General features: G+C 65.7%; 20 protein-coding genes. 16 read left to right on the top strand and 4 right to left on the bottom strand.

Annotated elements, in window-relative coordinates; genetic code table 11:
* Window positions 1-11 precede the first annotated feature (11 nt).
* Both C7H84_RS28345 and C7H84_RS28340 read right to left on the bottom strand, forming a co-directional pair.
* Window positions 12-719, bottom strand: a complete 708-nt coding sequence (locus C7H84_RS28345) for a dienelactone hydrolase family protein (RefSeq protein ID WP_121861895.1) — start codon at window positions 717-719, stop codon at window positions 12-14.
* A gap of 318 nt (window positions 720-1037) precedes the next feature.
* Window positions 1038-1349 (bottom strand): DUF4148 domain-containing protein, encoded by a 312-nt coding sequence (locus C7H84_RS28340; RefSeq protein WP_121861894.1) that lies wholly within the window; start codon window positions 1347-1349, stop codon window positions 1038-1040.
* A 349-nt stretch (window positions 1350-1698) separates the two neighbouring features.
* On the opposite strand from C7H84_RS28340, the gene C7H84_RS28335 reads away from it, so the two are divergent.
* The 3 genes from C7H84_RS28335 (at window position 1699) to C7H84_RS28325 (ending at window position 3665) form a co-directional block, all read left to right on the top strand.
* Window positions 1699-2154: an antitoxin Xre/MbcA/ParS toxin-binding domain-containing protein gene (locus C7H84_RS28335; protein ID WP_006753033.1), complete on the top strand. Its 456-nt coding sequence runs from the start codon at window positions 1699-1701 to the stop codon at window positions 2152-2154.
* Window positions 2151-2630, top strand: a complete 480-nt coding sequence (locus C7H84_RS28330; RefSeq protein ID WP_121861893.1) for an RES family NAD+ phosphorylase — start codon at window positions 2151-2153, stop codon at window positions 2628-2630. The genes C7H84_RS28335 and C7H84_RS28330 overlap by 4 nt, the downstream gene beginning before the upstream one ends.
* A 495-nt stretch (window positions 2631-3125) precedes the next feature.
* Complete coding sequence (locus tag C7H84_RS28325; protein ID WP_121861892.1) at window positions 3126-3665, top strand: hypothetical protein; 540 nt, start codon at window positions 3126-3128, stop codon at window positions 3663-3665.
* 117 nt (window positions 3666-3782) lie between these two features.
* Here C7H84_RS28325 and C7H84_RS28320 read toward each other — a convergent pair whose 3' ends face one another.
* Window positions 3783-6197 (bottom strand): hypothetical protein, encoded by a 2415-nt coding sequence (locus tag C7H84_RS28320; protein WP_121861891.1) that lies wholly within the window; start codon window positions 6195-6197, stop codon window positions 3783-3785.
* 40 nt (window positions 6198-6237) lie between these two features.
* Window positions 6238-7800, bottom strand: a complete 1563-nt coding sequence (locus C7H84_RS28315) for a DASS family sodium-coupled anion symporter (protein WP_240462116.1) — start codon at window positions 7798-7800, stop codon at window positions 6238-6240.
* A 158-nt stretch (window positions 7801-7958) separates the two neighbouring features.
* On the opposite strand from C7H84_RS28315, the gene C7H84_RS28310 reads away from it, so the two are divergent.
* The 13 genes from C7H84_RS28310 to C7H84_RS28250 all read left to right on the top strand — a co-directional run bounded on the left by C7H84_RS28310 (window position 7959) and on the right by C7H84_RS28250 (window position 23449).
* A complete protein-coding gene (locus C7H84_RS28310) occupies window positions 7959-8699 on the top strand; it encodes a GntR family transcriptional regulator (protein WP_121861890.1) in 741 nt (246 codons plus the stop codon).
* Window positions 8700-9240: 541 nt separating this feature from the next.
* Window positions 9241-9786 carry a GNAT family N-acetyltransferase gene (locus C7H84_RS28305; protein WP_121861943.1) on the top strand — a complete coding sequence of 182 codons (546 nt, stop codon included), beginning with the start codon at window positions 9241-9243 and terminating at the stop codon, window positions 9784-9786.
* Between the two features lie 4 nt (window positions 9787-9790).
* Window positions 9791-11329 (top strand): MFS transporter, encoded by a 1539-nt coding sequence (locus C7H84_RS28300; RefSeq protein ID WP_121861889.1) that lies wholly within the window; start codon window positions 9791-9793, stop codon window positions 11327-11329.
* A 267-nt stretch (window positions 11330-11596) separates the two neighbouring features.
* Window positions 11597-12103 carry a GNAT family N-acetyltransferase gene (locus C7H84_RS28295; protein WP_121861888.1) on the top strand — a complete coding sequence of 169 codons (507 nt, stop codon included), beginning with the start codon at window positions 11597-11599 and terminating at the stop codon, window positions 12101-12103.
* 30 nt (window positions 12104-12133) lie between these two features.
* Entirely contained in the window at window positions 12134-13075 is a 942-nt protein-coding gene (locus C7H84_RS28290; protein ID WP_121861887.1) for an ABC transporter substrate-binding protein, read from the top strand.
* Window positions 13076-13193: 118 nt separating this feature from the next.
* Window positions 13194-15689: a TonB-dependent receptor gene (locus C7H84_RS28285; RefSeq protein ID WP_121861886.1), complete on the top strand. Its 2496-nt coding sequence runs from the start codon at window positions 13194-13196 to the stop codon at window positions 15687-15689.
* Between the two features lie 151 nt (window positions 15690-15840).
* A complete protein-coding gene (locus C7H84_RS28280) occupies window positions 15841-16842 on the top strand; it encodes an LLM class flavin-dependent oxidoreductase (RefSeq protein ID WP_121861885.1) in 1002 nt (333 codons plus the stop codon).
* A gap of 42 nt (window positions 16843-16884) precedes the next feature.
* On the top strand, window positions 16885-18207 hold the full coding sequence (locus C7H84_RS28275; RefSeq protein WP_121861884.1) for an LLM class flavin-dependent oxidoreductase: 1323 nt from the start codon (window positions 16885-16887) through the stop codon (window positions 18205-18207).
* Complete coding sequence (locus tag C7H84_RS37605; RefSeq protein ID WP_121861883.1) at window positions 18207-20018, top strand: amino acid ABC transporter permease/ATP-binding protein; 1812 nt, start codon at window positions 18207-18209, stop codon at window positions 20016-20018. The genes C7H84_RS28275 and C7H84_RS37605 overlap by 1 nt, the downstream gene beginning before the upstream one ends.
* 86 nt (window positions 20019-20104) lie before the next feature.
* A complete protein-coding gene (locus C7H84_RS28265) occupies window positions 20105-21145 on the top strand; it encodes an LLM class flavin-dependent oxidoreductase (RefSeq protein ID WP_121861942.1) in 1041 nt (346 codons plus the stop codon).
* Window positions 21146-21307: 162 nt separating this feature from the next.
* Window positions 21308-22006: an energy transducer TonB gene (locus tag C7H84_RS28260; RefSeq protein WP_121861882.1), complete on the top strand. Its 699-nt coding sequence runs from the start codon at window positions 21308-21310 to the stop codon at window positions 22004-22006.
* Window positions 22007-22075: 69 nt separating this feature from the next.
* The gene (locus tag C7H84_RS28255; RefSeq protein WP_121861881.1) at window positions 22076-23014 is read left to right on the top strand and encodes a MotA/TolQ/ExbB proton channel family protein; all 939 of its coding nucleotides are present in this window, start codon (window positions 22076-22078) and stop codon (window positions 23012-23014) included.
* 12 nt (window positions 23015-23026) lie between these two features.
* Window positions 23027-23449 (top strand): biopolymer transporter ExbD, encoded by a 423-nt coding sequence (locus tag C7H84_RS28250; protein ID WP_121861880.1) that lies wholly within the window; start codon window positions 23027-23029, stop codon window positions 23447-23449.
* Window position 23450 lies beyond the last annotated feature (1 nt).

Raw genomic sequence — 23450 nt, 5'->3', positions numbered from 1 at the left:
ATTGCTTGCTGCTACTTGTTCCAGAGCGTGCGCCCGAAGAACGTAAGCGTGCGATCCCACGCGAGCTGCGACCACACCGGATCGAACTGCGTGCCGCCGATGCGGCCCGGGCCGACGGCCGTCTCATTCGCGAACCCGTGATGCGCGAGATAGCGGTGGAATTCGATATCGACCTTCGCATCGGTCAGCTTCTTCTCCAGCGCATCGACCTGGTCGATCGCGAAGAACGCATCCTGCGTACCCCAGTGCCCCATCAGCGGCACCTTGAGCTTCGACGGATCGAGGTAGTCGAGCGGCGGGAAACCGTACCAGGTAACGCCTGCGTCCGCTTCGGCGAACTGCAGCGACAGCAGCGTGAGCGCACCGCCCATGCAGAAGCCGGTGACCGCCACGCGCGACGCGCGCGTCTTCAAGTATTGGACTGCACCCGGGATGTCCTGCGATGCGGCGTCGCCGAAATCGAGGCCCGTCATCAGGTGGTGCGCTTCCTCTTCCTCGACCGTCGACTTGCCGCGATACAGGTCGGGCACGAGCGCGAAGTAGCCGCAGCGCGCGAGGCGATCGGCGACGCCGCGGATCTGGTCATTCAAGCCCCACCACTCCTGGATGACGACGACCGCGGGTGCGCCTTCGGTCCGTTCCGGCGTTGCGAGGTAGCCCTGCAGTTCCTGCCCGTCCGGGCGGCGAAACGTGATCATGGAACCGGATGTTTGTGACATGAAACCGCTCCTTTTCGAAAAATGCGATGAGTGCGGCATCGGGTCGGCCAGCGAGTGCGGTATGCCCGGCAACTCGAGGCTTCGCTTGCGTTCGCTTCGGCCGGCGCCGACCACGCGGCCATTCTATGCGCAAACGCCCGCACGCTGCGTGAACGGTGCGGTGTGGCGACCGGTCCGCGCGCGTCTTGATCGGGCTTCGCGCAGCACGCCTGTCGCATGCGTCGAAAACGAAACACCCCGCTCCGAATGAACGGGGCGGGGTGTTTCGTCGGCAGCGCACGTATCGCGGTACGCGCCGCGTGTGGTGGCCTGTCGGTCTTACTGACCGAAATAGACCAAGTCGCGATCGTTTTGCTTGACCGAGTTCGCGCGACCGGTACGCACGCCGGCGGCGGCTTGGGCGCCGTAACCCGTTGCATCGTTGTTGGTCACGCGTGCTTGTGCGGTCTGCAGCGCATTCGGATAGTGCGCGTCGGACAGCTCCGGCTTGTAACCGGCCTGTTCGAGCTGGACGAGTTCCGCGCGGACCTGGGCGCGCGTCAGTTCGCCCGACGGGTTCGACTGGGCGAATGCGCCAACGGATGCGGTAAGGGCGGTGGCAGCGGCGACTGCGTAGATGAACGACTTCATGGTGACCTCCGGTTTTCGTAAATTTGGCGCTGCGCTGGTTGCGTCGAGCGAGTGATTGCATCGTAGCGATCGCACTACCGGTCGGAAATAGGCATTCCAGTGATTAATTGTTGCAACTGGGTAAACAGTCGGCGGGAAGCATGGCAATCTATGGGCGGGCATTTGTTAAAAGAGTTGTTACGTGACAACAAGATGACGTCGGTGAACCATTGCATGGGCTAGGGCCAACCGCCGTACGCGAGGCACGGTCGGCCGGCCCTGCGCCGCGCCCCGCCAACGGCGAACGTCGAAATCCGCCCGTTCCTGGCAAAACGCCTATAATGATTGGGCAAATTGCCGGAGAAGAATCATGAGCACGATCGCGTTTCACCCGTCGGGCGTCGCGCACCCGCGCCAGGCCGAATTCACGATACTCGAGCAGCTGCTCGCGATTCGCGTGCGCTCGGGCGCCGATCTCGCCGAGTTGGCGAGCGCGCGTGTCGACGTCGCGGTGATCGACCGGCTGTCGGAGCGCGGCCTGAAGTCGGACGAGCTCGCGTTCATCATCCCGCGGCGCACGCTGAGCCATCGTCGTCAGGCGCACGAGCGCCTGTCGCCGGAGGAGTCCGACAAGGCGATCCGGCTGGCGCGCATCGTCGCGCAGGCGACGGCCACGTTCGGCGACCAGGACAAGGCGATGGCGTGGCTGCGCAACGGGCTCCAGCGCTTCGGCGGCCGCACGTCGCTCGACATGTCGAGCACCGAGCATGGCGCCCGTCTCGTCGAGGAGGCCCTTACGCAGATCGACGAGGGGTACTTCGCTTGACGACGCTGTGGCGGATCAGCAATTACGCGGATCTGAAAGGTATCGGCGGATTGCGGGCCGGCGGGCGCTGGCATTTTGCCGGACAGCCGGTCGTCTATCTTGCCGAGCATCCGGCGCTTGCGCTGCTCGAGACGCTCGTTCACTTCGAAATCGCCACCGTCGCGCAATTGCCGAGCGGCTACCAGCTGCTGCGCGTAGAGGTGCCCGAATCGGTGGACGTTGCAGAGATCGCGGAAGGCGATGCGCCGGCCGACTGGCGCGACAACGTCGACTGGACCCGCAGCGCCGGCACCGAGTGGCTGCACACGCAGCCGAGCGCACTGCTGCGCGTGCCGAGCGTCGTCGTGCCGCACGCGCACAACTTCCTGTTGAATCCGCTGCACCCGGCTGCGTCCGACATCCGCGTCGCGGAAGTCATGCAGTCGCCGTACGACAGCCGCATCCTGCGACTGATCCAGTCAAATCCAGCCGAATAAAGCCTGCCGCGTTTCGTCGCGTGCACGAGGCCACTCCGTGTTCGCGCGCGAGTGTTCGCGCGCGGCACGGCCGGCGGCCGCATCGTTCGCACGCCGCGCGCGCAGCGGCCGAATGCCGACGATCCAGCACAGGGGGGCTGTCAGCGTTTCAATCTAGCCGATCGCGAGAACCCGGTTGTCGGGTCGCACCGACGGTCGGCCGAACCCCATCCATTAGGAACCCTATAGGAATGATCGCTTTCCGTGCTGACCCGCGCGTTGTTCCGGGCGCGCCGATGCATGCCGTCGCGCAACGCCAATCACGAGCCGCGCGCGATGATTGTCAAACAGTGTGAGTCAATCGTCAGCATTTGCAACCGAAGTAACAGTCCCCGCAATTTGAGGTTTTGCGACGTGAGCGCCGCTACATTAGCTCCACCTGCCGCACGTCGCGGTGAGGCATGCGACCCGCCGCAGAATGCGGCCCGCAGCAACAACGTCTTAGGGAGAATGACCATGACCAAGATTCGCACGATCCTGCTGGGTGCCGCGCTGACGGCAATCGCTTCGGCTGCATTCGCACAAACCGCCCAGACGGGCGCGGAAGGCTCCGCCGGCGTCGGCGCACAAGTCCAGACGCCGCTGCTCGGCGGCGGCGTGGGCGTGCAGGCCGGTGCAGGCGCGAATGCCGCGGGTTCGGGTTCGGGCGCAGGCAGCCTCGTCGGCGGTGCGCTGAACGGTGTCGGCAAGACGGTCGGCGGCGTAGGCTCGGCCGCCGGCAACGCGGTTGGCGGCGCGACGCAGGCGGTCGGTTCGGCCGCCGGTTCGGCGAAGGATGCGGCCGTATCGGCTGCGCACGCAACGAAGTCGCACGTGAAGCACGTCGCGAGCTCGGCAAAGAGCCACGCGCAAGGTGCGATGTCGACCGCGGGCGATGTCGCCGGCGGCGCGAAGGCGAAGGCCGGCGAAGCGCTCGAAGGCGCGACGAACTCGGTGCAGGGCGGCGCGTCGGTCGGCGTGAAGGGTTCGGCGTCGGCACAAGGCGGCGCGCTGTAAGCGGTACGTCTTCGGCGAAGGCCCGGCCCGCTTCGATGCGGGCCGGGCTTTTTTTGTTGAACGCGCACGCGAAAGCCGCACGGGCATGCGTCGCGTACACCCGGTGCGGCGCGCCTCTTAGTCCGTCTGGAAACGGATGAACTGCGCGGACGACCACACCTTGCTGTCGTTGCGCTGCCGCCCGAAGAAATAGATGGGACGGAATCCGAACGATGCGTTGCCAGGTGCGACGTCGATGCTGCCTGCCAGATCGACGGGAAGCGCCTGGTCCGTCAGACGCTCGAGCGCCACGAACAACTCCGTGCCGCCGAGTGCGTGTGTCGCCGTTCCGCGCGCGAGCAACTCCGCGCCGCTGATTTCGAAGCGGAACGCAGGCGCGTGCACGAACGGATTGCGTTCCAGCGGATCGCCGACCTTCGCGAAGCCGTCGATCGTGCCTTCGACCACGATCGTCGCGGCGGCGAGGTTCCCGATGTCGAGCTCGATGCTGTCCGCGTCGCCGTAGGTGTCGCTGCGGAACTCGACGTCGGTCGCGCCGTTGCGCCATGCCGACTCCTCGACATGCTCGAACCCGTTCGACCCGAAGCGATGGATCGTGCCGTTGACGATCCGGATCCGGCCGCGCCATGCAGCCCAGCGATAGCGGTCGCGAATGCGTGCACCGCCCCAGCGCACCCGGATCAGGCGATCCGCATAACCGAGTTCCGCATGCAGGTTGCGCTCCCACAGCAAGCCGTCGTGATCGTACGCGGCCACGTATTCCCATCCTGACTGCCCGAGCAGCCGGTAGTCCAGTCTTGCCGGCCCGCGATGCGCGAACGCGTCGCCTTGCCGGTGGTCGCCGCAGCGCACGAGCAGCGCACTGTGCTCGCCCGTGGTCGCCCACGTGTGCCGCGCGCGCAGTGCTTCGCCGACGTGCTTGCGATCGAGTGCGGTCGCGAGCACGCCGGTCAGCCCGCCGTGGACGCCGAATACCTGCACGCCGGGCGCGCCGCCGCCGGGCCGCCCGCGATGTTCGTCACCGCTGGCCGCGACGCCGAGCTGATAGCCGCGTGCGATCACGTCCTGGTACAGCCAGCCGAAATGGCCCCATGATGACGCGATCTCGACGAGCCGTTCGAGCTCCGGGTGGTGCCAGTCGGGGATGTAGCGGCGACCGCCCACATGCGGCATGACGAGATGTTGCGCGGCATCGTCCGCATACGCATCCCACAGTTCCTCGACGGGCCAGCGGCCCAGTTCGACCGCATTGCCCTTCATGTCCTCGTTCCAGACCAGCGTACGGTTGTGCTCGCCACGCGCGTTGTACGGAAAATCCGGTCGCGCATCGCCGAGGAACACCACGTTGTGATCGCCCCCTGCGGTCGAGCTGCCGCACCATTCCTGCACCGGATACACGACGAAGCGGCCCGGCTCGTTGAAGCGTTCGACCGCGTCGACGCCGAGCTGCCAGTTCTCGTCGGTGATCTGGAAATCGTTCGCGGTATAGCCGAGCACGTCGATGCCGCCAATGTCGCGTGCGTAGCGCGCGTTGTACTCGGGGCTGTTGGTGCCGACGGTGTCATGTGCGTGCACATGAAGATCCGCATACAGCGCGCGCGGCGCGGGCAGCGACGCATCGATCGTCAGCCACGCTTCGGCCGCGCGCACGTCCGCGCGCGCCGGCACGTCGGCGACGATGCGCAGCGTGCCTGCGTCGACCGGGAGATCGTCCACCGCGCAGCTCGCGAAACCCGCATCGGGCAGCGCGTGTTCGCGCTGGTAGACGGTCTCCCCGCGTGCATCGTAGGCGACGACACGCGCGATGCCACCGACATCGCGGCACGCATTGCCCCAGGGGTCCTGCAGCGACAAACGGAACGGCGCGAGCATGCCGGGTTGCACGAAGCGCGGGCCGTTCAGCAGCACGTCGGATGGCGCGCCGGCGTGGATGTCGATCGACACGTCGCCCGGCACTGCGACGAAGCGCGACGTGCCGAGCGGGTCGACATAGAGCCGGAACCGGAAGTTGTCTTCGGCGAAAGTCTGCACGCGCGTGCCGGGGCCGCGCCGGCGGTCGCCGAGGCGGATCACGATCCGGTCGCCGGCATTGACGTAACCGTCGACGACGTCGACGATCACGGCTTTCTGGAACGGCCGCTCGTGCCCCTTCTGGTCGAAACGCACGTTCAGCGCCTGCACGGTGGCCGGGCTCTGGCCCGGCACCAGCGGCGCCGCATGGTATTCGGCGCTGATGTAGTTCGCGGCGCTCGGATCGCTCGTCTGGAACAGCGCCCAGTCGGAATAGAACTTGAAGGTCGCCTTCAGCCAGCCGCCGTCGGCGATGCCGGACGAGCCGACCTGATAGTCGAGCACGATCTCGCTCCACTCGCCGGCTTCGAGCCGCGTGACGTTGCAGCGCACGCTCCCGGCAAACGGCAGGCGCTTGTGGCGCGCGTACAGCCCTTCGGGTGCGACGTGCGGGCCAAGGCGGTCGCGCAGCGAGGCGGCGCGCGCGTCAACGGGATCGATGGCGTCGTTGGATTCGCTCATTGTGGAATGCAAAATGATTGTCGATGGAAGGCGGCGCGCGTCAATGCGCGAACGGCCAGGGCGCGCTCGCATCCCACACGGGGATGCCCATGTACGCGTACCACGGGGCGATCACGCAGAGGCCATAGACGATCGCGATCAGCACCGACACCACGCCGACCTTCGCGTAGTCGGCCGTCGAGAATGCGCCGCTGCTGTACGCGATGACGCCCGCGGTGATCTGCGTGGGCAGCAGATAAGCGAAGCTATCGGTATCGCTGACGAGCATCGTGAATGCGACCGGATGCAGCCCGAGACGCGGCGCGAGCGCCAGCGCGATCGGCGCGATCATCGTGACGGCCGCGACGTTGGACAGCATGCCGATGCGAATCACGTGCGTGCCGACCATCACGATCGCGATCGCCAGCCACCAGCCGTGTCCGCGCGCGGCGACATAGACGTGATCGGCCGCCCAGCTCGCGAGCCCCGACGCACTGATTGCCGAAGACAACGACAACGCACCGGCCAGCAGGAACAGCGTGCCCCAGATCGTCCGCTGTTCGACCTCGGCCCAGCCGAACCGCAGTACGCCGGGTGCGAACAGCAGCGCCAGCGCGATCAGCGCGACGATTTCCGACGGCAGGTGGTGCAGCGGCTCGGTGGCCCACAACACCGCGACCGCCGCAAACAGGGCAAGTACGGCCCAGTCGTTGCGCGCGGCGGGCGGCTGCGCACGACGCATCGTGGCGATCGCGCCGAGGCCGCCGGGAATCGCGACGGCGCGCGAGCGGAAATGGAACTGCACCCAGGCTTGCGTGATCGCGAACATCCCGAGGTACGGCCACTGCAGTTTGAGCCACGTCAGATACGAGATCCGGATGCCGAGCTGCTTCTCGAGCAGGCCCGACACGACCATGTTCGGCAGATGGGCCGTCAGGATGCACATCCCGCTGATCATCGCGCCGTACACCAGCGTCTGGATCACGATCGCCTTGCGCGCGGCGCGCTCGCGCGGTGTTTCGCCGAACAGCCGCACGATGCCGTTCGTGACCGGCAGCAGCGTCGCGGCACGTGCGTTCGCGGCCGGCACGACGAGCGCCATCACGCAGTTCACCGCGAACATCGCCCAGATCACGCCGTTGGCCGTGCGCACCTTCAGGCGATCGAGCAGCAGCAGCGCGATGCGGCGGTCGAGCCCGCTCGCTTGCATGATCGCGGAGAACAGGAACGCGGCGAGGCAGAGGAACACGACCGGCGCGGCGAAACCGCTGGCCGCCTTCGGAAACGACGGGCTCGCGTGCGACAGCACGAGCAGCATCGGCAGCAGGATGCCGCTCACGCCGACGGGAATCGCCTCGGTGATCCATACGATCGCGACCCACGCGACGACGGCGAGCGTCGCCTTGCCTTCGGCGGACAGATGCGCGGGCGCGGGGAGCCACCACGCGATGGCGAAGAACGCCAGCCACGCGGCAGCGAAGCCGATCACGGCGCGCCACTGTGCGCTGCGCGACCGACCCGTCGCATGCGGATCGATGCGCGGCGTCGTTGCCGGTTCGGCCCGTGTCGGCCGGCTGGCCTGCGCGCCGTCGAGCGGCGGCGTGCCGATTGCGTTGTCAGTCACTGATATGCTCCCGGTGCGTCGGACTCTGAAACGGCAGCCTCGACCGTCTGTCGAGATGTCATAATACGTATTAATACAAGTTGAGCGATCCAATTGCTTTTCATATCGATATCGAAGATCGCGCAAAAGCGCGGGCCGAGCACGGAAAGGAACGACCGATGACGCTGGTGCGTGACGACACGACGTCGCTTTACGAGCAGATCGCGACGACGCTGCGCGACGAGATTGAGCAGGGCGTGTACGAGCCGACGGGAAAGCTGCCGTCCGAGGCGCAGTTGAGCGAGCGTTTCGAGGTGAGCCGCGTGACCGTCAGGCTCGCGCTCGATCGGCTGACCGACGCGCGCATCGTCGAGCGCAAGCAGGGCAAAGGGACTTTCGCCGCGAAGCGGCGGCTGCGGCATCGGCTCGACGTGCTGCGCGGGCTCCGCGATTCGATCGCCGGGCAGGGCGCACGGGCGCGGATGGAATTGCTCCGGATGGAAGCGTGCGACGTGCCGCCGGGCTTGCGGCACGCATTCGCCGCCGACGTCACGCGCTGCATCTATCTCGAACGCCTGCACTGGGTCGACGACGAGCCGATCGCACTCGCGCAGACCTGCCTGCTGCCCGACGCCGGGACCGTCACCTTCGAGCAGGCCGAGCGGATGTCGACTTACGAGGTACTGGAAGGCTTGCTGGGCTGGCGCATCACGGATGCCGATCTGTCGGTGACGGCCGTGGCCGCGCCGGAGGATATCGCCGCCCGGCTGAAGACCGTCAATGCAGCACCGCTGCTCGTGTTGCGGCGGACGTCGCGTCTGGCCGACGGTCGCACGTGCGAATCCACGGTGTTTCATATTCGGCCCGAGCGCTTTGATCTCGTCGTGCGCAGCGGCGTTGAGGCGAGGTTCGTCGGCTGAACCTTGCGCGCCCGGGCACCTGTGACGCCCGGGCATTTCGGACCGAACGCCGCGCGTATTGCGCGACCCACACGGGATTCGTTATCTGCGTGCGGCGCCGAAGCATCGCAGCAATCGATATTTTGTGCGTGATCGAGGTTGACTAAGATCAAGCGCTCGGGCGGATGCCGGTATCGTCAACCGGTCCGCCCGTGTCCGGACCATGCACATCCCAACTGATTCCCATCCGCTCATTTCGGTGCCGGAAAGCGAGCATCGCCCACGCTCGGTGCGCGCGAAGGCGCGCGTGTTTGCCGGTCCCATGTCGCGTGCGGTACGGCGCTTTCGGCGTCGCGCGTGGTATCCGGACGCGAGTCCGATGCTGATCGTGTACGAGCGTGCATCGCGCGCCGCAAGCGGATAACGACGTTCCCGCCTGTGCCGTATGCATACCGTGGCCCGATACGGCGCAACCGGCCGGCACTCCCGCAACGAGTACCCACCAATGGACAAGGAACCAGCCGGCCCTCGATTCGGGCAACGGTTCGTGAGGAGACGTTTGATGTCTGAAGTCGAGTTTTCGTTGGATCAGCAAGACCGGTTTGTTTACGTGTCGGCCAGGGACCCGCTCACGCGGCCGCTGTTCGACGAACTGGCGTACGAATACAGCAGCCGTTACGCCGCTTATATTCCTGAGGAAGAACTCGGCAAGGAGCTTGTGCGCTATCCGGTCGAAGCATTTGCGCCGCCTCAAGGCGCGTTTTTGCTGCTGTTGAGAGAAGGCCGGGCCATCGCGGGCGGTGCCTTCATGCGCCATCACACACCCGCCACAGCGGAGTTCAAGCGTATCTGGGTCAGTCGCATGCATCGCCGTCAGGGGCTCGCGCGGCGCGTGCTGGCCGAGCTCGAGGCGCAGGCGGCCCGGCAAGGCTACACGCGCGTCCATCTGGGAACCGGGCCGCGACAACCCGAAGCGGTCGGCCTTTACCGGTCGTCAGGCTATACGTTGCTGTCGTCGCACGATTTCGGCGAGGACGCGCCTCCCGGCGTGTTGTTCGAGAAGTATCTGCTGCCGGTTCCATCGGCGCATGCAAGCACCCCGGATTGAATCGATGACTCGTGACGAGCCGCATGCGTCCGTGCAGGCCGAGCTTGCAGACGCCGTTGCCCAGGCGCGACCGTCCGGCCGGTTCAGGTTGCCGGGTTGGCCGCACGACGCGCGCGGTGCTTCGCACAATGCGAGCGCCCGTGCCGACATCGTGCTCGGCATCTGCGTTGCGATGGGCTTCACCACGCTGCTCGATCAGGCGATTTTCACGCTCGCGGTGCCGGCGCTCCGGAGCGGACTGCGCGCGTCGACAGCCGAAATACAGCTGATCACGTCGGTCTATTCCATTGCGTTCGGCATCGCGCTCGTCCCCGCCGGCCGGCTCGGCGACGTGATCGGGCGCCGCCTGCTGTTTCTGGTCGGGCTCGCGATGTTCACCGGTTTCAGCGTACTGGGCGGGTTGGCCGACGATGCGCGAACGGTGATCGTCGCACGCGTGCTGCAAGGGCTCGGCGCGGGCATGATCAATACGCAGATATTCGGCTTGATCCAGGATCTGTTCGCCGGCTCGGCGCAAGCCAGGGCACTCGGACGATACGCGATGGCAGGCGGTTTGTCGGGCCTCGTCGGGCCGATTCTCGGCGGGCTGGTGCTTGCATCGGTTCCACCGGATATGGGCTGGCGGCTGCTGTTCCTCGTCAATGCTCCGTTCGGGATCGTCGTGTTCTATCTGGCGCTCCGGTATTTGCCGCGCCACCGAATGTCAGATCGCCGGTTTTCGATCGACCTGATCGGGTTGATGCTTCTGTCCGCGATCACGCTCGCGCTGATGCTCGCCACGTTGGTTGGGAGTGCCGCAATGCCGTCAAGGCGCGTCTGCCTCGCGGTCGCGCTTGCCGGGCTGCCGTTGTTTCTCGCGTGGGAAGCGGCGTATCAGCGTGGCGGCGGCACGCCGATTCTGTCGCGCAGTCTGGTCGGCTCCCGCGGCTATGTCCTCGGTACGATCGTCGCGATGTGCCAGTTTGCAGCGGGCGTCACACTCGGGATGGTCAGTGCATTGTTCTCTCTCGACGGTCTGCATCTCGACCCGCTGCTTTATGCCGCGCTGTCGGTCCCTGCCGCGCTGGCATCGATCGCATCGGCTATGTGGAGCTGGCGTTTCGTCGGGCGCTTCGGCCGTGGCGGGACGGTGTTCGCGATAGCGTGTCATGCGTTTGCAGTCGCCGCGCAAGGGGTGGCGACCAAATACTTCGAGGTTCGCTGGCTTGTATTTTCGTATCCCGCGATCGTCTTGCTGCAGGGGTTCGCCAGTGGTCTGATTCATGCACCGAATCAGGCGATGACGCTCGCGGCGATCGGCCAGGATGAAGGGCGCGGGCTTGCGGCAGGATTTCTGCAGTTATCGCAGCGGCTTGCCTGCTCGATCGGCATGTCGTGGGGAACCGGCGTCTTCCTGATGCAGGCATCGGCTTCAGCCGGTTTGGCGGCATACCGGGATGCGTTCGTCGAAGTGTTGATGCCGATATTGCTTCTGGTCGCCGGTGCGTTCGTGGCGGCCTGCGCTGACTGGACAAGCAGACGAGCGCAGCGTCCGATGGCGTGACGTGAAGCGCGAGCCGCATTTATGGCGCATTCCGATCTTTACGATATGTAATCCTGATTATGTGTATCTGTGTGCATAACGATTTCAAAAATGCTTGGTTTGCACGTGAATGGTTAACGCGCACTATTGGGCCACGCGATACGAATTAACCGTGTCGAACAAATCGAACCAATCCGGCAAATCAGAGGCAGATGACTCGAAGCATCTGGCGTAACAGTGACAGACGAAGTAATCGACACATCCCCGCTCGACCCGCTCGCGCTGCCCATGTTCGACGAGCTGTCAGTCGAGTATTCCACGCGCTACCAGGACTTTCGCTCCGTGCCCGCGGAAGTCGTGCGTGATGAACTCCTGACGTACCCCGCGGCACTATTTACGCCGCCCGACGGCGCGTTCGTGCTGATTCGGCGAGGTGGCGAAGTCGTGGGCGGCGGCGCATTTCAGCGCTACGACGAAACGACCGCCGAGCTCAAGCGCATCTGGGCGCATTCCGGCGTGCGTCGCCAGGGCGTCGCACGCCGCGTGGTGGCGGAGCTCGAAGCCCGTGCGTTGCAGCAGGGATACCGCCGCGTTTATCTGACGACCGGATTTCGTCAACCGGAGGCTTCGGCGCTCTATGCCGGCACCGGCTACGCACCGCTATACGATCCGGCGATCGCATTGGAAGTGCATTGGCGACTGCCTTTCGCAAAGGATCTGCTCGAGCCGGGCCGTACCGATCGCTTGCAGGATTTGAAGCCGGACAGGGCGTTGGGTCGGCCGTTCGGCGCATGACGAATGAATACTTCCACGGGATATCGAAAAATGAATCGTCGTCGCGGAATCGGTCTGGCATTGTCCGGTGCGTTTGCCTTCGTGGTTATGGGAGTGACTGGCATCGCGCAGTCGGCGCCATCGTTGAATCTGAGTCCAGACCAGCATGATCGCCCGCGCGTCACGCCCGATGCGGCGGCCACCAAGTTGATTCCCGAGAACTTCCGCTTCGTCGAAAAGGGCGTGCTGACGGTCGGGATCTCGGTGAGCGTTCCGCCGATCAGCGTGTATGCCATGGATGCGAAAACGATCGTCGGGGCCGATCCGGATCTCGCGCAACTGGTTGCGGACGAGCTCGGCCTGACGCTCAAGCTCGTGCCGCTCGCATGGGCGGACTGGCCGCTCGCCGTCGCGTCGGGCAAAGTCGACGCGGTGCTGTCGAACGTGACCGTGACCGAGGCGCGCAAGCAGAAGTTCGACTTCTCGACCTATCGCCGCGACGTGCTGGGTTTCTACGTCGAGCAGAACAGCGCGATCAAGCAGATTCGCGAGCCGAAGGATATCGCCGGGTTGCGGGTGATCGGCGACTCGGGCACCAACCAGGAAAAAATCCTGCTGGCATGGGATAAGGACAACGTCGCACACGGGCTGAAACCCATTCACGTGCTGTATTACGAGGATCCATCAGTACGCACGCTGGCCCTGGCATCGGGACGTGCCGATGCGATTTTCAGCGTCAACGCCGTGTTGGCTTACCAGGTGAGTCAGGGGGTGAAGATCAGGCAGGTCGGCACGGTAAGTGGCGGCTGGCCTCACACGGCCGAGGTGGCTGTCACGACCCGCAAGGACGGCGGGCTCGCAGCGCCCATCACCTATGCAATCAACGACCTGATTCAGAACGGCAAGTATCGCCAGGTACTGAGCCGCTGGAATCTCGAAAGCGAGGCGATCACGAAGGCCTCGACCAATCCTCCGGGACTTCCCGATCTCTGATCCGGTTTTGAGCGGCTGAAGACGAGCCGTCATGCGGCAGGGCGTTTTAATAATCCTATGTACTACTACTAAAAGGCATCGCGTAGCGTGCCTTCGATCGACAACGAGCGGAGAAATCATGCGGCACACACGGGGCGAAGGGGTTTCGCCGAAGACACGCAGGACAGTGATATCGGTGGCGGTGGCGGCAGGCGTTTTTCATGGCGCGGCCTGGGCACAGGAACCGGGAGCGGTGGACGGAGCCGCAGCGGCCGCGGTGCCGGCCAGTAGCGCGGTCGCACCGGCATCGTCGGCTTCGTCGGCTTCGGCCGCTTCGGCTGCTGCGGACGGCAAGGTACAGGTTCAGGACCGCGTCGTGATCACGGGTTCGCGCACCGAGACGCGGGCGAGCAAGAGCCTGACGCCGATCGACGTGATCGGCGGCGATCAGTTGCGTGCGACGGGGCAGACCAACCTGCGCGATGCGCTGGTGAAACTGTCGCCGTCGATCACGCGGACGTCGAACTCGGGCGATACCGGCGTGTTGACCGACACGCTGTCGCTGCATGGCCTCACACCCGACCACGTGCTCGTGCTCGTGAACGGCAAGCGCCGCCATACGACCGCGAACATCACGCTGGATCCGGGCCTGAATCAAGGCTCGACCGGCGTGGATATCGATACCATCCCGGTGGGCCTGATCGACCATATCGAAGTGCTGCGTGACGGCGCATCCGCACAGTATGGTTCCGATGCGATTGCAGGCGTGATCAACATCATCCTGAAGCGCAACACGCGCGGCGGTGAACTCGCGACGACCAACGGGCAGACGTATTCGGGCGACGGGTTCAAGACCGGCGAATCCGCGACGATCGGCCTGAACCTCGCCGACAAGGGCTTCCTCGATCTGAGCGCGGGATTCGACCGGCAGAACCATACGATCCGCACGGGGCCCGACGACTATTTCGGGCGGTTTCCGCAGGGGCAGGGCTATTACAACCCGATCCTCGGCGACCCTTCCAGTTCGCGCGAAACGGTCGGCTTCAACGCCGGCTACTACCTCGGCGACGACGTCGAACTCTACGGGTTCGGCACCTACGCGCACCGGAACGGCGACGCGTACCAGAACTTTCGGCCGCCGTCGGTCCTGCCGCAGGTCCACCCGAACGGGTTCGTGCCGGTCGAAACGATCAACGAGAACGATTACTCGGTGACGGCCGGCGTCAAGGGCAAGAACCTGTTCGGCTGGGCATGGGATCTGAGCACCACCTATGGCGGCGACTACAGCGTGTTCGGGATGCGCAATTCCGCCAACACGGGGTTGTACGCGGCAACGGGGTCCACGCCGACCACTTTCCATCTGTCGACCGTCAGCAACACCCAGCTGACGAACAACCTGGATTTGTCGCGGGCGTTCAATGTCCCGCTGCTGCCCGCCCCGCTGAACGTCGCCGTGGGCGTCGAGCAGCGTCGCGAAACCTACACGATCCGCAATGGCGAGCAGGCGTCGTGGATCGACGGCGGCTCGGCTGCGTTGCCGGGCCTGGCGCCGGTCAGCGCGAGCGATATCTCGCGCAACGTGATCGGCACGTACGTCGATCTGTCGACCTACCTGACGCCGAAATGGCAGGTGAATCTGGCGGGCCGTTACGAGCACTACAACGACGTCGGCGATACCACCAACGGCAAGATCTCGACCCGCTACCAGTTCTCGCCGGCCATTGCGGTTCGCGGCAGCGTGAGTTCCGGCTTCCGCGCGCCGTCGCTGGCGCAGGAGTCCTACACCAGCGTGACCACGTCGCCGGCGTCCGTGGGCGGCATCCTCGCAACGACATCGGCCGGCGCGCGCCTGATCGGTGCGCAGGCGCTGAAGCCCGAGCAGTCGACCAGCTACAACTTCGGGTTCGTGCTCAATCCCGTTCGCAACCTGCAGCTGACGATCGATGCGTACCAGATCAATATCCGCAACCGAATCGTCCTCGGCGGAACCGCGTCGGGCGCCGCCGCCATCGCCGCGCTCGAAGGCGCGGGCCTGACGGTGCCGGGATCGGTGCCGGCATCGGCAGTCAGCGCGAGTTATTTCACCAATGGCGCCAATACGCGCACGCGCGGCATCGACCTGGCGGGTACCTATCACACCAGCTTCGGTCGCTACGGCCAGGTGGACTGGGATTTAGGGGTGAACCTCAATACGACTTCGGTCACGCACGTGGCGAACGGATCGAACGGGAAACCGTCGCTGAACGGACAACAGATCGCATCGCTGTCCACCACGACACCGAAGAACAAGATCATCCTCGGCGGCACCTGGCGTCTCGACAAGTGGGCGGTCACGCTGCATGAAACGCGCTACGGGAAGACCTCGGGTGAGGGGACGTACTTTGTCGGCCCGAACGCGTTCTCGACCACGCAGTTCGTCCACTACGAGGAGGCCGCGCGATATGTGACCGACGTCGAAGTGCGCTATGACGTGACCAAGAACTTCCAGATCGCGGCGGGCGCGCAAAACCTGTTCGACGTTCGCCCGAGCAAGTTGCCGGTTGAAGCGCAACTGGAGGGCATCCAGTACAGCGGCGGCAGCACGATCGGCGTCAACGGCGGATTTTATTATCTGCGAGCGCGCTATCTGTTCTGATCGAACGACCATATCCATAGCAGAAATGACCGTAACGGCCAGATGATCCGTTATCCATAATGAATGATCTGTTCGTCATATCCGGCTGTATCGGCACCCGCTGGACGCCGCTTCGTTTCAGCGGGTCAGCCGTTCTACAAGGTTGAGCTTCATGTCTTATTCCCTTTCGATTCTCGACAAAAGCCCGATTGCAGAAGGGGCAACCGCGCATGACGCACTGAGTTTCACGATCACGCTCGCCAAGCGTGCCGAAGCACTCGGCTACAAGCGCTACTGGATCGCGGAACACCACGGCGCGCCGGGTCTCGCGAGTTCGGCACCGGAAATCGTCGTGTCGCATTTGCTCGCGCATACGCGCCGGATTCGCGTTGGGTCGGGCGGCGTGATGCTTCAGCATTACAGTCCTTACAAAGTCGCCGAGTCGTTTCGCGTGCTGGCTTCCATCGCGCCCGGCCGCGTCGACCTCGGCGTGGGCAAGGCGCCCGGCGGGCTGCCGCTCACCACGCGCGCATTGCAGTGGTTTCACGACAAGTCGAAGAAGCCGGATTTCGCCGGGCAACTCGCCGAGCTCGATGCGTTTCTCGGCGACGGCGTCGCGCCGGATCATCCGCTCGCCGGTGCGCTCGCACTGCCTGCGCCTGCGGAGCCGCCGCAGCGAATCCTGCTGGGCGGCAGTCCGGAAAGCGCCGAACTGGCTGCGCGACACGGCTGGCAGTTCTGTTACGCAGGCCACTTCAACGGCGACATTGCCAATATCGAGCGGTCGATCGACGTCTATCGCAGCGCGACGGGCCAGGTGCCGCTGCTCGCACTGTTCGCGGTCGCCGCGCAATCGTCCGAGGACGCGAAGCGTCAGGTCGGCGCGCTGAGGATCTTCAAGCTGCGCTTCGGGAACGGGCAGAGCGTCAACCTGCAAAGTGCGGAGGCGGCGGCCGACTTTGCGCGCCAGATCGGCGTGACCGACTACCGGATCGACGAGCTGCATCCGCAGGTGCTGGCCGGCACGGCGCAAGAGGTGCACCGGGAGCTGGATGCGCTGCATGAGCGCTTCGGGATCGACGAGTTCGTGATCGACAACCCGGTGACGGACCCGGCGAAACGTCTCGCATCGCTCGAAGCGCTGGCACGCGTCGAGCAGCCGATCGGCGTTTGATGGCGATCGCCCTCTTTCCTTCTTCCGCGTGCGGATTTGACCATGACCCAACGTAACCTGACATTCGGACTGATCCTTCACGGCGCCGGCGGCCACATGAATTCGTGGAAGCATCCGGCCGGCCCTGCCGATGCGAGCGTCAATATCGATTTCGTGACCGGCATCGCGCAGAAGGCTGAAGCCAACGGCGTGGCATTCGTGTTCGTCGCGGACGGCCTCTACATCAACGAGAAATCGATCCCGCATTTCCTGAACCGCTTCGAGCCGATCTCGATCCTGTCCGCGCTTGCGACGGCGACCTCGAAGATCGGGCTGGCCGGCACGCTGTCCACGTCGTACAGCCATCCGTTCACGGTGGCGCGCCAGTTCCCATCGCTCGACCTGATCAGCGGCGGCCGTGCCGGATGGAACGTCGTGACGTCGCCGCTCGAAGGGTCCGCGAAGAACTACGGCGGCGAACATCCGGACCATGCGCTGCGTTACGAGATCGCCGACGAATATCTCGAGACGGTGCAAGGCCTGTGGGACAGCTGGGACGACGACGCGTTCGTGCGCGACCGCGCGAGCGGCCGCTTCTTTGACCGCGACAAGCTGCATACGCTGAATCACAAGGGCCGCTTTTTCGACGTGGCCGGGCCGCTGAACATCCAGCGCTCGCCGCAAGGGCAGCCGGTGATCTTCCAGGCTGGATCGTCGGATGCCGGCATCGCGCTGGCCGGCAAGTATGCCGATGCCGTGTTTACCCATGCGCCGTCGCTCGACGAGACGCGTGATTTCGCCGAACGCGTGCGCGACAGCGCGGTGGCGCACGGTCGCGCACGAACCGACGTGAAGATCTTCCCCGGCATCGGGCCGATCGTCGGCGCGACGCGCGAAGAAGCCGACGAAAAGTACCGCGCGATCCGCGACCTGCTCACGATCGACGAAGCGTTGGCCTACCTCGGCCGCTTCTTCGAGCATCACGATTTTTCGCAGTATCCGCTCGACGCGCCGCTTCCGGAGCTGGGTGAGCTCGGCAAGAACAGTTTCCGTTCCACGACCGATCGCATCAAGGAAGAGGCCAGGAAACACGGTTCGACGCTCCGGGAAGTGGCGCTTGAAGTCGCGACGCCGAAACCCGGATTCATCGGTACCGGCGAGGAGGTCGCGGACGAACTGATCCGCTGGTTCGATGCAGGTGCGGCCGACGGCTTCATCCTCGGCTTCCAGGTGCAGACCGAAGGACTCGAGGATTTCGTCCGTTACGTGATTCCGGCGCTCGAAGCGCGGGGCCGCTACCACCGCGCGTTGCCGGGTGCCACGCTGCGCGACCATCTCGGCTTGCCGCGTCGCGCGAGCCGCTACGCAACCGCAGAGACTGCGTGATGAACGACCTCTCCCGGATTGCCGGCCATGCACCGTTCGTGCCCGACGCTGCGGCACCGGTGGACCCCGACTACGCGGATTACCGCGTCGTTCCCGCCCGCTATCCGGCGAGAACGGCCGGCACCGTCGCGGCGATCGTGCTGATCGCTTCCGTTCTCTATTCGGTGCTCGGCAACCCGCGCTGGGGCTGGAACGTCTTTGGGCATTGGTTTTTCTCGGAGGCCGTGCTCGCGGGCCTTGGGCAGACGCTGCTGTTGACGGCGCTCGGCGCGGTGCTCGGCTTCGCGCTGGCCATTCCGCTCGCGCTCGCGCGGCTCTCGCGTTCGCCGCTGTTGTCGTCGTGCTCGTGGGCGTACATCTGGTTGTTCCGCTCGATTCCGACCATCGTTCTGCTGCTATTGCTGAACAATCTCGGCTATCTGTACGACACGGTCAGGCTGGGAATCCCGTTCACGGACATCGTGTTCCTGCACGGCCCGACCACGGATCTGATCACGCCGTTCATGGCGGCCATTCTCGGGCTCACGCTGACCCAGGCCGCGTTTGCGGCGGAGGCGATCCGCGGCGGCATCTTGTCGGTCGACCACGGGCAACGCGAGGCCGCGGCCGCGCTCGGCCTGCCGCGCGCGCGGCAGACCTGGCGCATCGTGTTGCCTCAGGCGATGCGCGCGATCCTGCCTGCCGCGTTCAATGACGTGATCGGGCTCGCGAAGGGTACGGCGGTCGTCTATATCCTCGCGATGCCGGATCTGTTCTACACCGTGCAGATCATTTACCACCGCAACCTCGAAGTGATCCCGATGCTGATGGTCGCGACCGTCTGGTATCTGGTCATCCTGACCGCGCTGTCGGCGATCCAGCTGCATATCGAGCGCCACTATGCGCGCGGCGCGACGCGCGACCCGGTCGCCGTATCGGGCCTCTCCGCGGTCCTGCGCAGAGGCAGCCTTGCAGTCGACGCGCTGCTGTTCCGGGGCCCGGCGGCCGGCGCGCGGCCGGACGACGCTGCAGCGCCGGACGCGGAAGCGGCCGGGTGGGCGAAGCAGCGTGTCGGCGCGGCCGTCGGCATTCATCGCGTGTCGAAGAGCTTCGGGTCGCTGAAGGTGCTCGACAACGTGTCGCTGGCGATTCCGTCGGGAAGCGTGACGGTCGTGCTCGGGCAGTCGGGATCCGGCAAGTCGACGCTGTTGCGCACCATCAACCATCTCGAGCGCGTGGACGAAGGGTTCATCGACATCGACGGCGAGCTGGTCGGCTATCGCCGCGACGGCCGCACGCTTTACGAGCTCAAGGAAAAGGACATCCTGCGCCGCCGCGCCGAAGTCGGCATGGTGTTCCAGAGCTTCAACCTGTTTCCGCATTTGACCGTGCTCGAGAACATCGTAGAGGCGCCGGTCGCGGCCGGCCTGTCGCGTGCCCAGGCGGAAGCGGAAGCACGCACGCTGCTCGCGCGCGTGGGTCTGGCCGGCAAGGCCGACGCGTGGCCGCGTCAGTTGTCCGGCGGGCAGCAGCAGCGCGTCGCCATCGCGCGTGCGCTTGCGCTGAAGCCCAAGGTGTTGCTGTTCGACGAGCCGACTTCCGCGCTCGACCCGGAACTCGTGAACGAAGTGCTCGACGTGATTCGCCAGCTTGCCCGTTCCGGCACCACGCTGATCATCGTGACGCACGAAATCGGTTTTGCGCGGGAAGTGGCGGACACGATCGTATTCATGGATGGCGGGCGCGTCGTGGAGTCGGGGCCGCCGTCAGTGGTGCTGGCGGCTCCTGCACATCCGCGTACGCGCGAGTTTCTGTCGAAGGTGCTGTCGTAGGTGTGCCGTGCATGGCGGCAGTATCCGCCGGCGTATCGCGTGGGCGACATGGGCGGCGCCACGGCAAATGACGAAGGATGAAAAAGGTGAGCAACGTACGCATTGATCATATTGCCTTCCTGACACCGGGGAATTATCCCGACGAGGACGCGAGCGCGGGATTCGAGCGGACGCTCGAACTGTTCCGCGCGGGCGAGGCGCTCGGTTACGACAGCGCGTGGGTACGGCAGCGCCATCTCGAGCGTGCCGTGTCGTCGGCCGCCACGTTTCTCGCGGCCGCGAGCCAGCGGACGACCCGGATCGGACTCGGTGCGGCGGTGATCCAGATGGGCTACGAGAATCCTTTCAGGCTGGCCGAGGATCTCGCGACCGTCGACGTGCTGTCGCACGGCCGGCTCAACGTCGGACTCAGCGCGGGCGCGCCGAATCACGGCGCGCTGCTCGGCGAGCGGTTGTTCGATACCGATCCGGATCTGGTCGACTTCTCGCATGCACGCGTGGCGCGCCTGCGCCGCAATCTCGCCGGCGACTGGCTCGGCGACGACGACACCTTCGTCGAGTCGGCCGCGGGCCGGGTGCGACCGCGCGTGAGCCCTTATGCGCCCGGATTGACGGGCCGGCTCTGGTATGGAGGCGGGTCGAGGCGCTCCATCGAGTGGGCCGCCAGAAACGGCTTCAACCTGCTGATCGGCAACCTGACCACGGGCGAGGGAACCGACAGTTACGTCGATGCCCAGCTCCGGCAGCTCGAGTTGTACCGCGCGCACTGGAGCGAAGCCCACGCTCCGCGTATTGCGCTCGGGCGCGTGATCGTGCCGACCGACAGTGCGAATGCGCGCGAGCGCGAACGCTATCGCGCGTTTGCCGACGGCCGCCATGCGCGCACGCTCGCGCCGCAGGGCGAGCGGCGCACGCTGTTCGCGCCGGATCTCGTCGGCACGTCGGACGAGATCGTGGAGCGGCTGCTGGCCGACCCGGTGGTCGGACAGGTGCGGGAGCTGCGCCTCGAACTGCCTTACGACCTGCCGTTCGAGAATTACCGGCAGATTCTCGAGGACTTCATCACGCGTATCGCCCCGGCACTCGGCTGGCAGCCGGTCGGCCGGCGAGAGGCCGCCGCGGCCTGATGCGATCGACATGACATTCCATCGAATGGAGCACGAGGCCGAAGTCGGCGATGGACCGGACGCAGCCGGGCATGCCGCGTGTGTCCGGCGCGTGCGCACGGCTCGCGGCGCGTGGCGAGCCGGCGGCGACGCACCTTCGACCTCGTTGCAACTGGACCGAACATGACAACCGCTTCTCAATCCCGGCTCGCCGCAATCGGCCGCCCGCGCCGCTTCGGCAACAAGCAGACTCATCCGGTACGTCGCTTCGGCGGCATCGCGATCGCTATCGCCCTGCATCTCGTCCTGATCTGGGCGCTCGTGAACGGTCTCGCGACCCGGGTCGTCCAGATCGTCCAGCAACCGATCGAGACCCGGATCATCGTGCCGGTGAAGCCACCGCCGCCGCCCCCTCCGCCGAAGCCGGTCGAGAAGGTCGTGTCGAAGCCGCGAGTCGCACCGCCGCCGCCGTACGTGCCGCCGCCCGAGGTGCGCGTGCAGGCGCCGCCGCAGCCGACCATCACGCACCAGGACGTGCCGGCGCCGAGCGCCCCCGTGCACGAGGCGCCCCCCGCGCCGGCGCCGGTGCCGGTGCCGGTCGCGAAGCCGGTGAACCACGAGGTCGGCGTGGTCTGCCCGAATTCGGATGAAGTCCGATCGTCGATCGTCTATCCGCCGGAGGCGCAGGACAACAACATCACGGGCGATGTCGCGGTCGAATTTACGGTGGACCCGGACGGGCACGTGACGAACCTGCGGCTCGCGCAACCGGCCGACCCGGTGCTCAACCGTGCGGCGCTCAACGCCGTCAAGCGGTTTCACTGCATTGCGCAGGGGCAGCCCGTGCGCGTGCGCGTACCGTTTTCCTTCAACCTGAATTGACGCAGGCCGCGGCAAGCCGTTCGACCGGGCCGGTTTTTCGAATCGACACATGACGCATACGGAGTCCTTATGAACAAGCGCTTTCGCGCCGCGATCGCGGCAAGTCTGATGATCACGGCCGGCATCGGCGGCACGCTGGTCGCACCGCAAGCCGTGCTTGCACAGCAAGCGGCGGCATCCACGCCGAGCCAGGCGGGCTCCGGCGTGGCACTGACCTCGGCGGCACCGGCTGTCGCAAGTGCGGTCGATCATGCGGTGCCGCCGCCCGCGCCGGCGACGTCGGCAACCGTCGAGAATCCGTACGGATTGGGTGCCCTGTGGGCGAACGGCGACTTCGTCGCCCGCTTCGTGCTCGGGCTGCTCGTGGTCATGTCGCTCGGCAGCTGGTACATCATGATCACCAAGTTCGTCGAGCAGGTGCGGGCGAACGGCCGCGCGAAATCGGCCGACGAGCAGGTCTGGAATGCGCCGACGCTGGCCGAGGGCGCGGCCCAGCTCGACGATGCATCGCCGTTTCGCTTCATCGCCGAGAATGCGATCGAAGCGGGCGAGCACCACGACACCGCGTTGCTCGATTCGGTCGACCGCAATACCTGGATCGACCTGAACATCGAGCGTTCGATCACCAGCGTGTCGAACCGGCTGCAAGACGGCCTGGCGTTTCTCGGCACGGTGGGTTCCACCGCGCCGTTCGTCGGCCTGTTCGGCACCGTGTGGGGCATCTATCACGCGCTGACCGCCATCGGCATCGCGGGTCAGGCGTCGATCGACAAGGTTGCCGGCCCGGTGGGCGAGGCGCTGATCATGACCGCGATCGGTCTGGCGGTGGCCGTGCCGGCCGTGCTCGGCTACAACTTCCTCGTGCGCCGCAACAAGTCCGTGATGGAGCGCGTGCGCGACTTCGGGGCGCAACTGCACACCGTATTGCTCGCGGGCGGCAGACGCGCGGCGGGCAGCGTCGCGACGCCGGCGGCCCAGGCGCCGCAGGCGCTGGCGGTTCAGTCATAAGCGGGGCGCGTCATGGCAATCAGTGTCGGCGGTGACGACAACGACGAGGTCATCTCGGCGATCAACACGACGCCGCTCGTGGACGTGATGCTGGTATTGCTGATCATCTTCCTGATCACGATCCCGGTGGTGACCCATACGATCCAGGTGCAGTTGCCGGCGGAGCGCGTCCAGCCGCTGCAGACGCAGCCGAAAAGCATCGAGATCGCGGTGAACCGGCAGGGCGACGTGTTCTGGGGCACGGAGCATCTGGACCTGCCGACGCTGGTGGCGCGTCTGAAAGACGTGTCGGCGCAGGCGCCGCAGCCGGACGTGCACGTGCGCGGCGACCAGGCCACGCCCTATCAGTACATCGGCAAGGTCGTGACCGCGTGCGAGCGGGCCGGGATCGGCAAGGTCGCCTTCATAACGCAACCGCCCGCACGGGGCGGCTAGG

The organism is Burkholderia sp. Nafp2/4-1b, assembly GCF_003635165.1.
Classification (GTDB): Bacteria; Pseudomonadota; Gammaproteobacteria; order Burkholderiales; family Burkholderiaceae; genus Burkholderia.
This window is presented reverse-complemented; position numbering and strand designations above follow the sequence as displayed.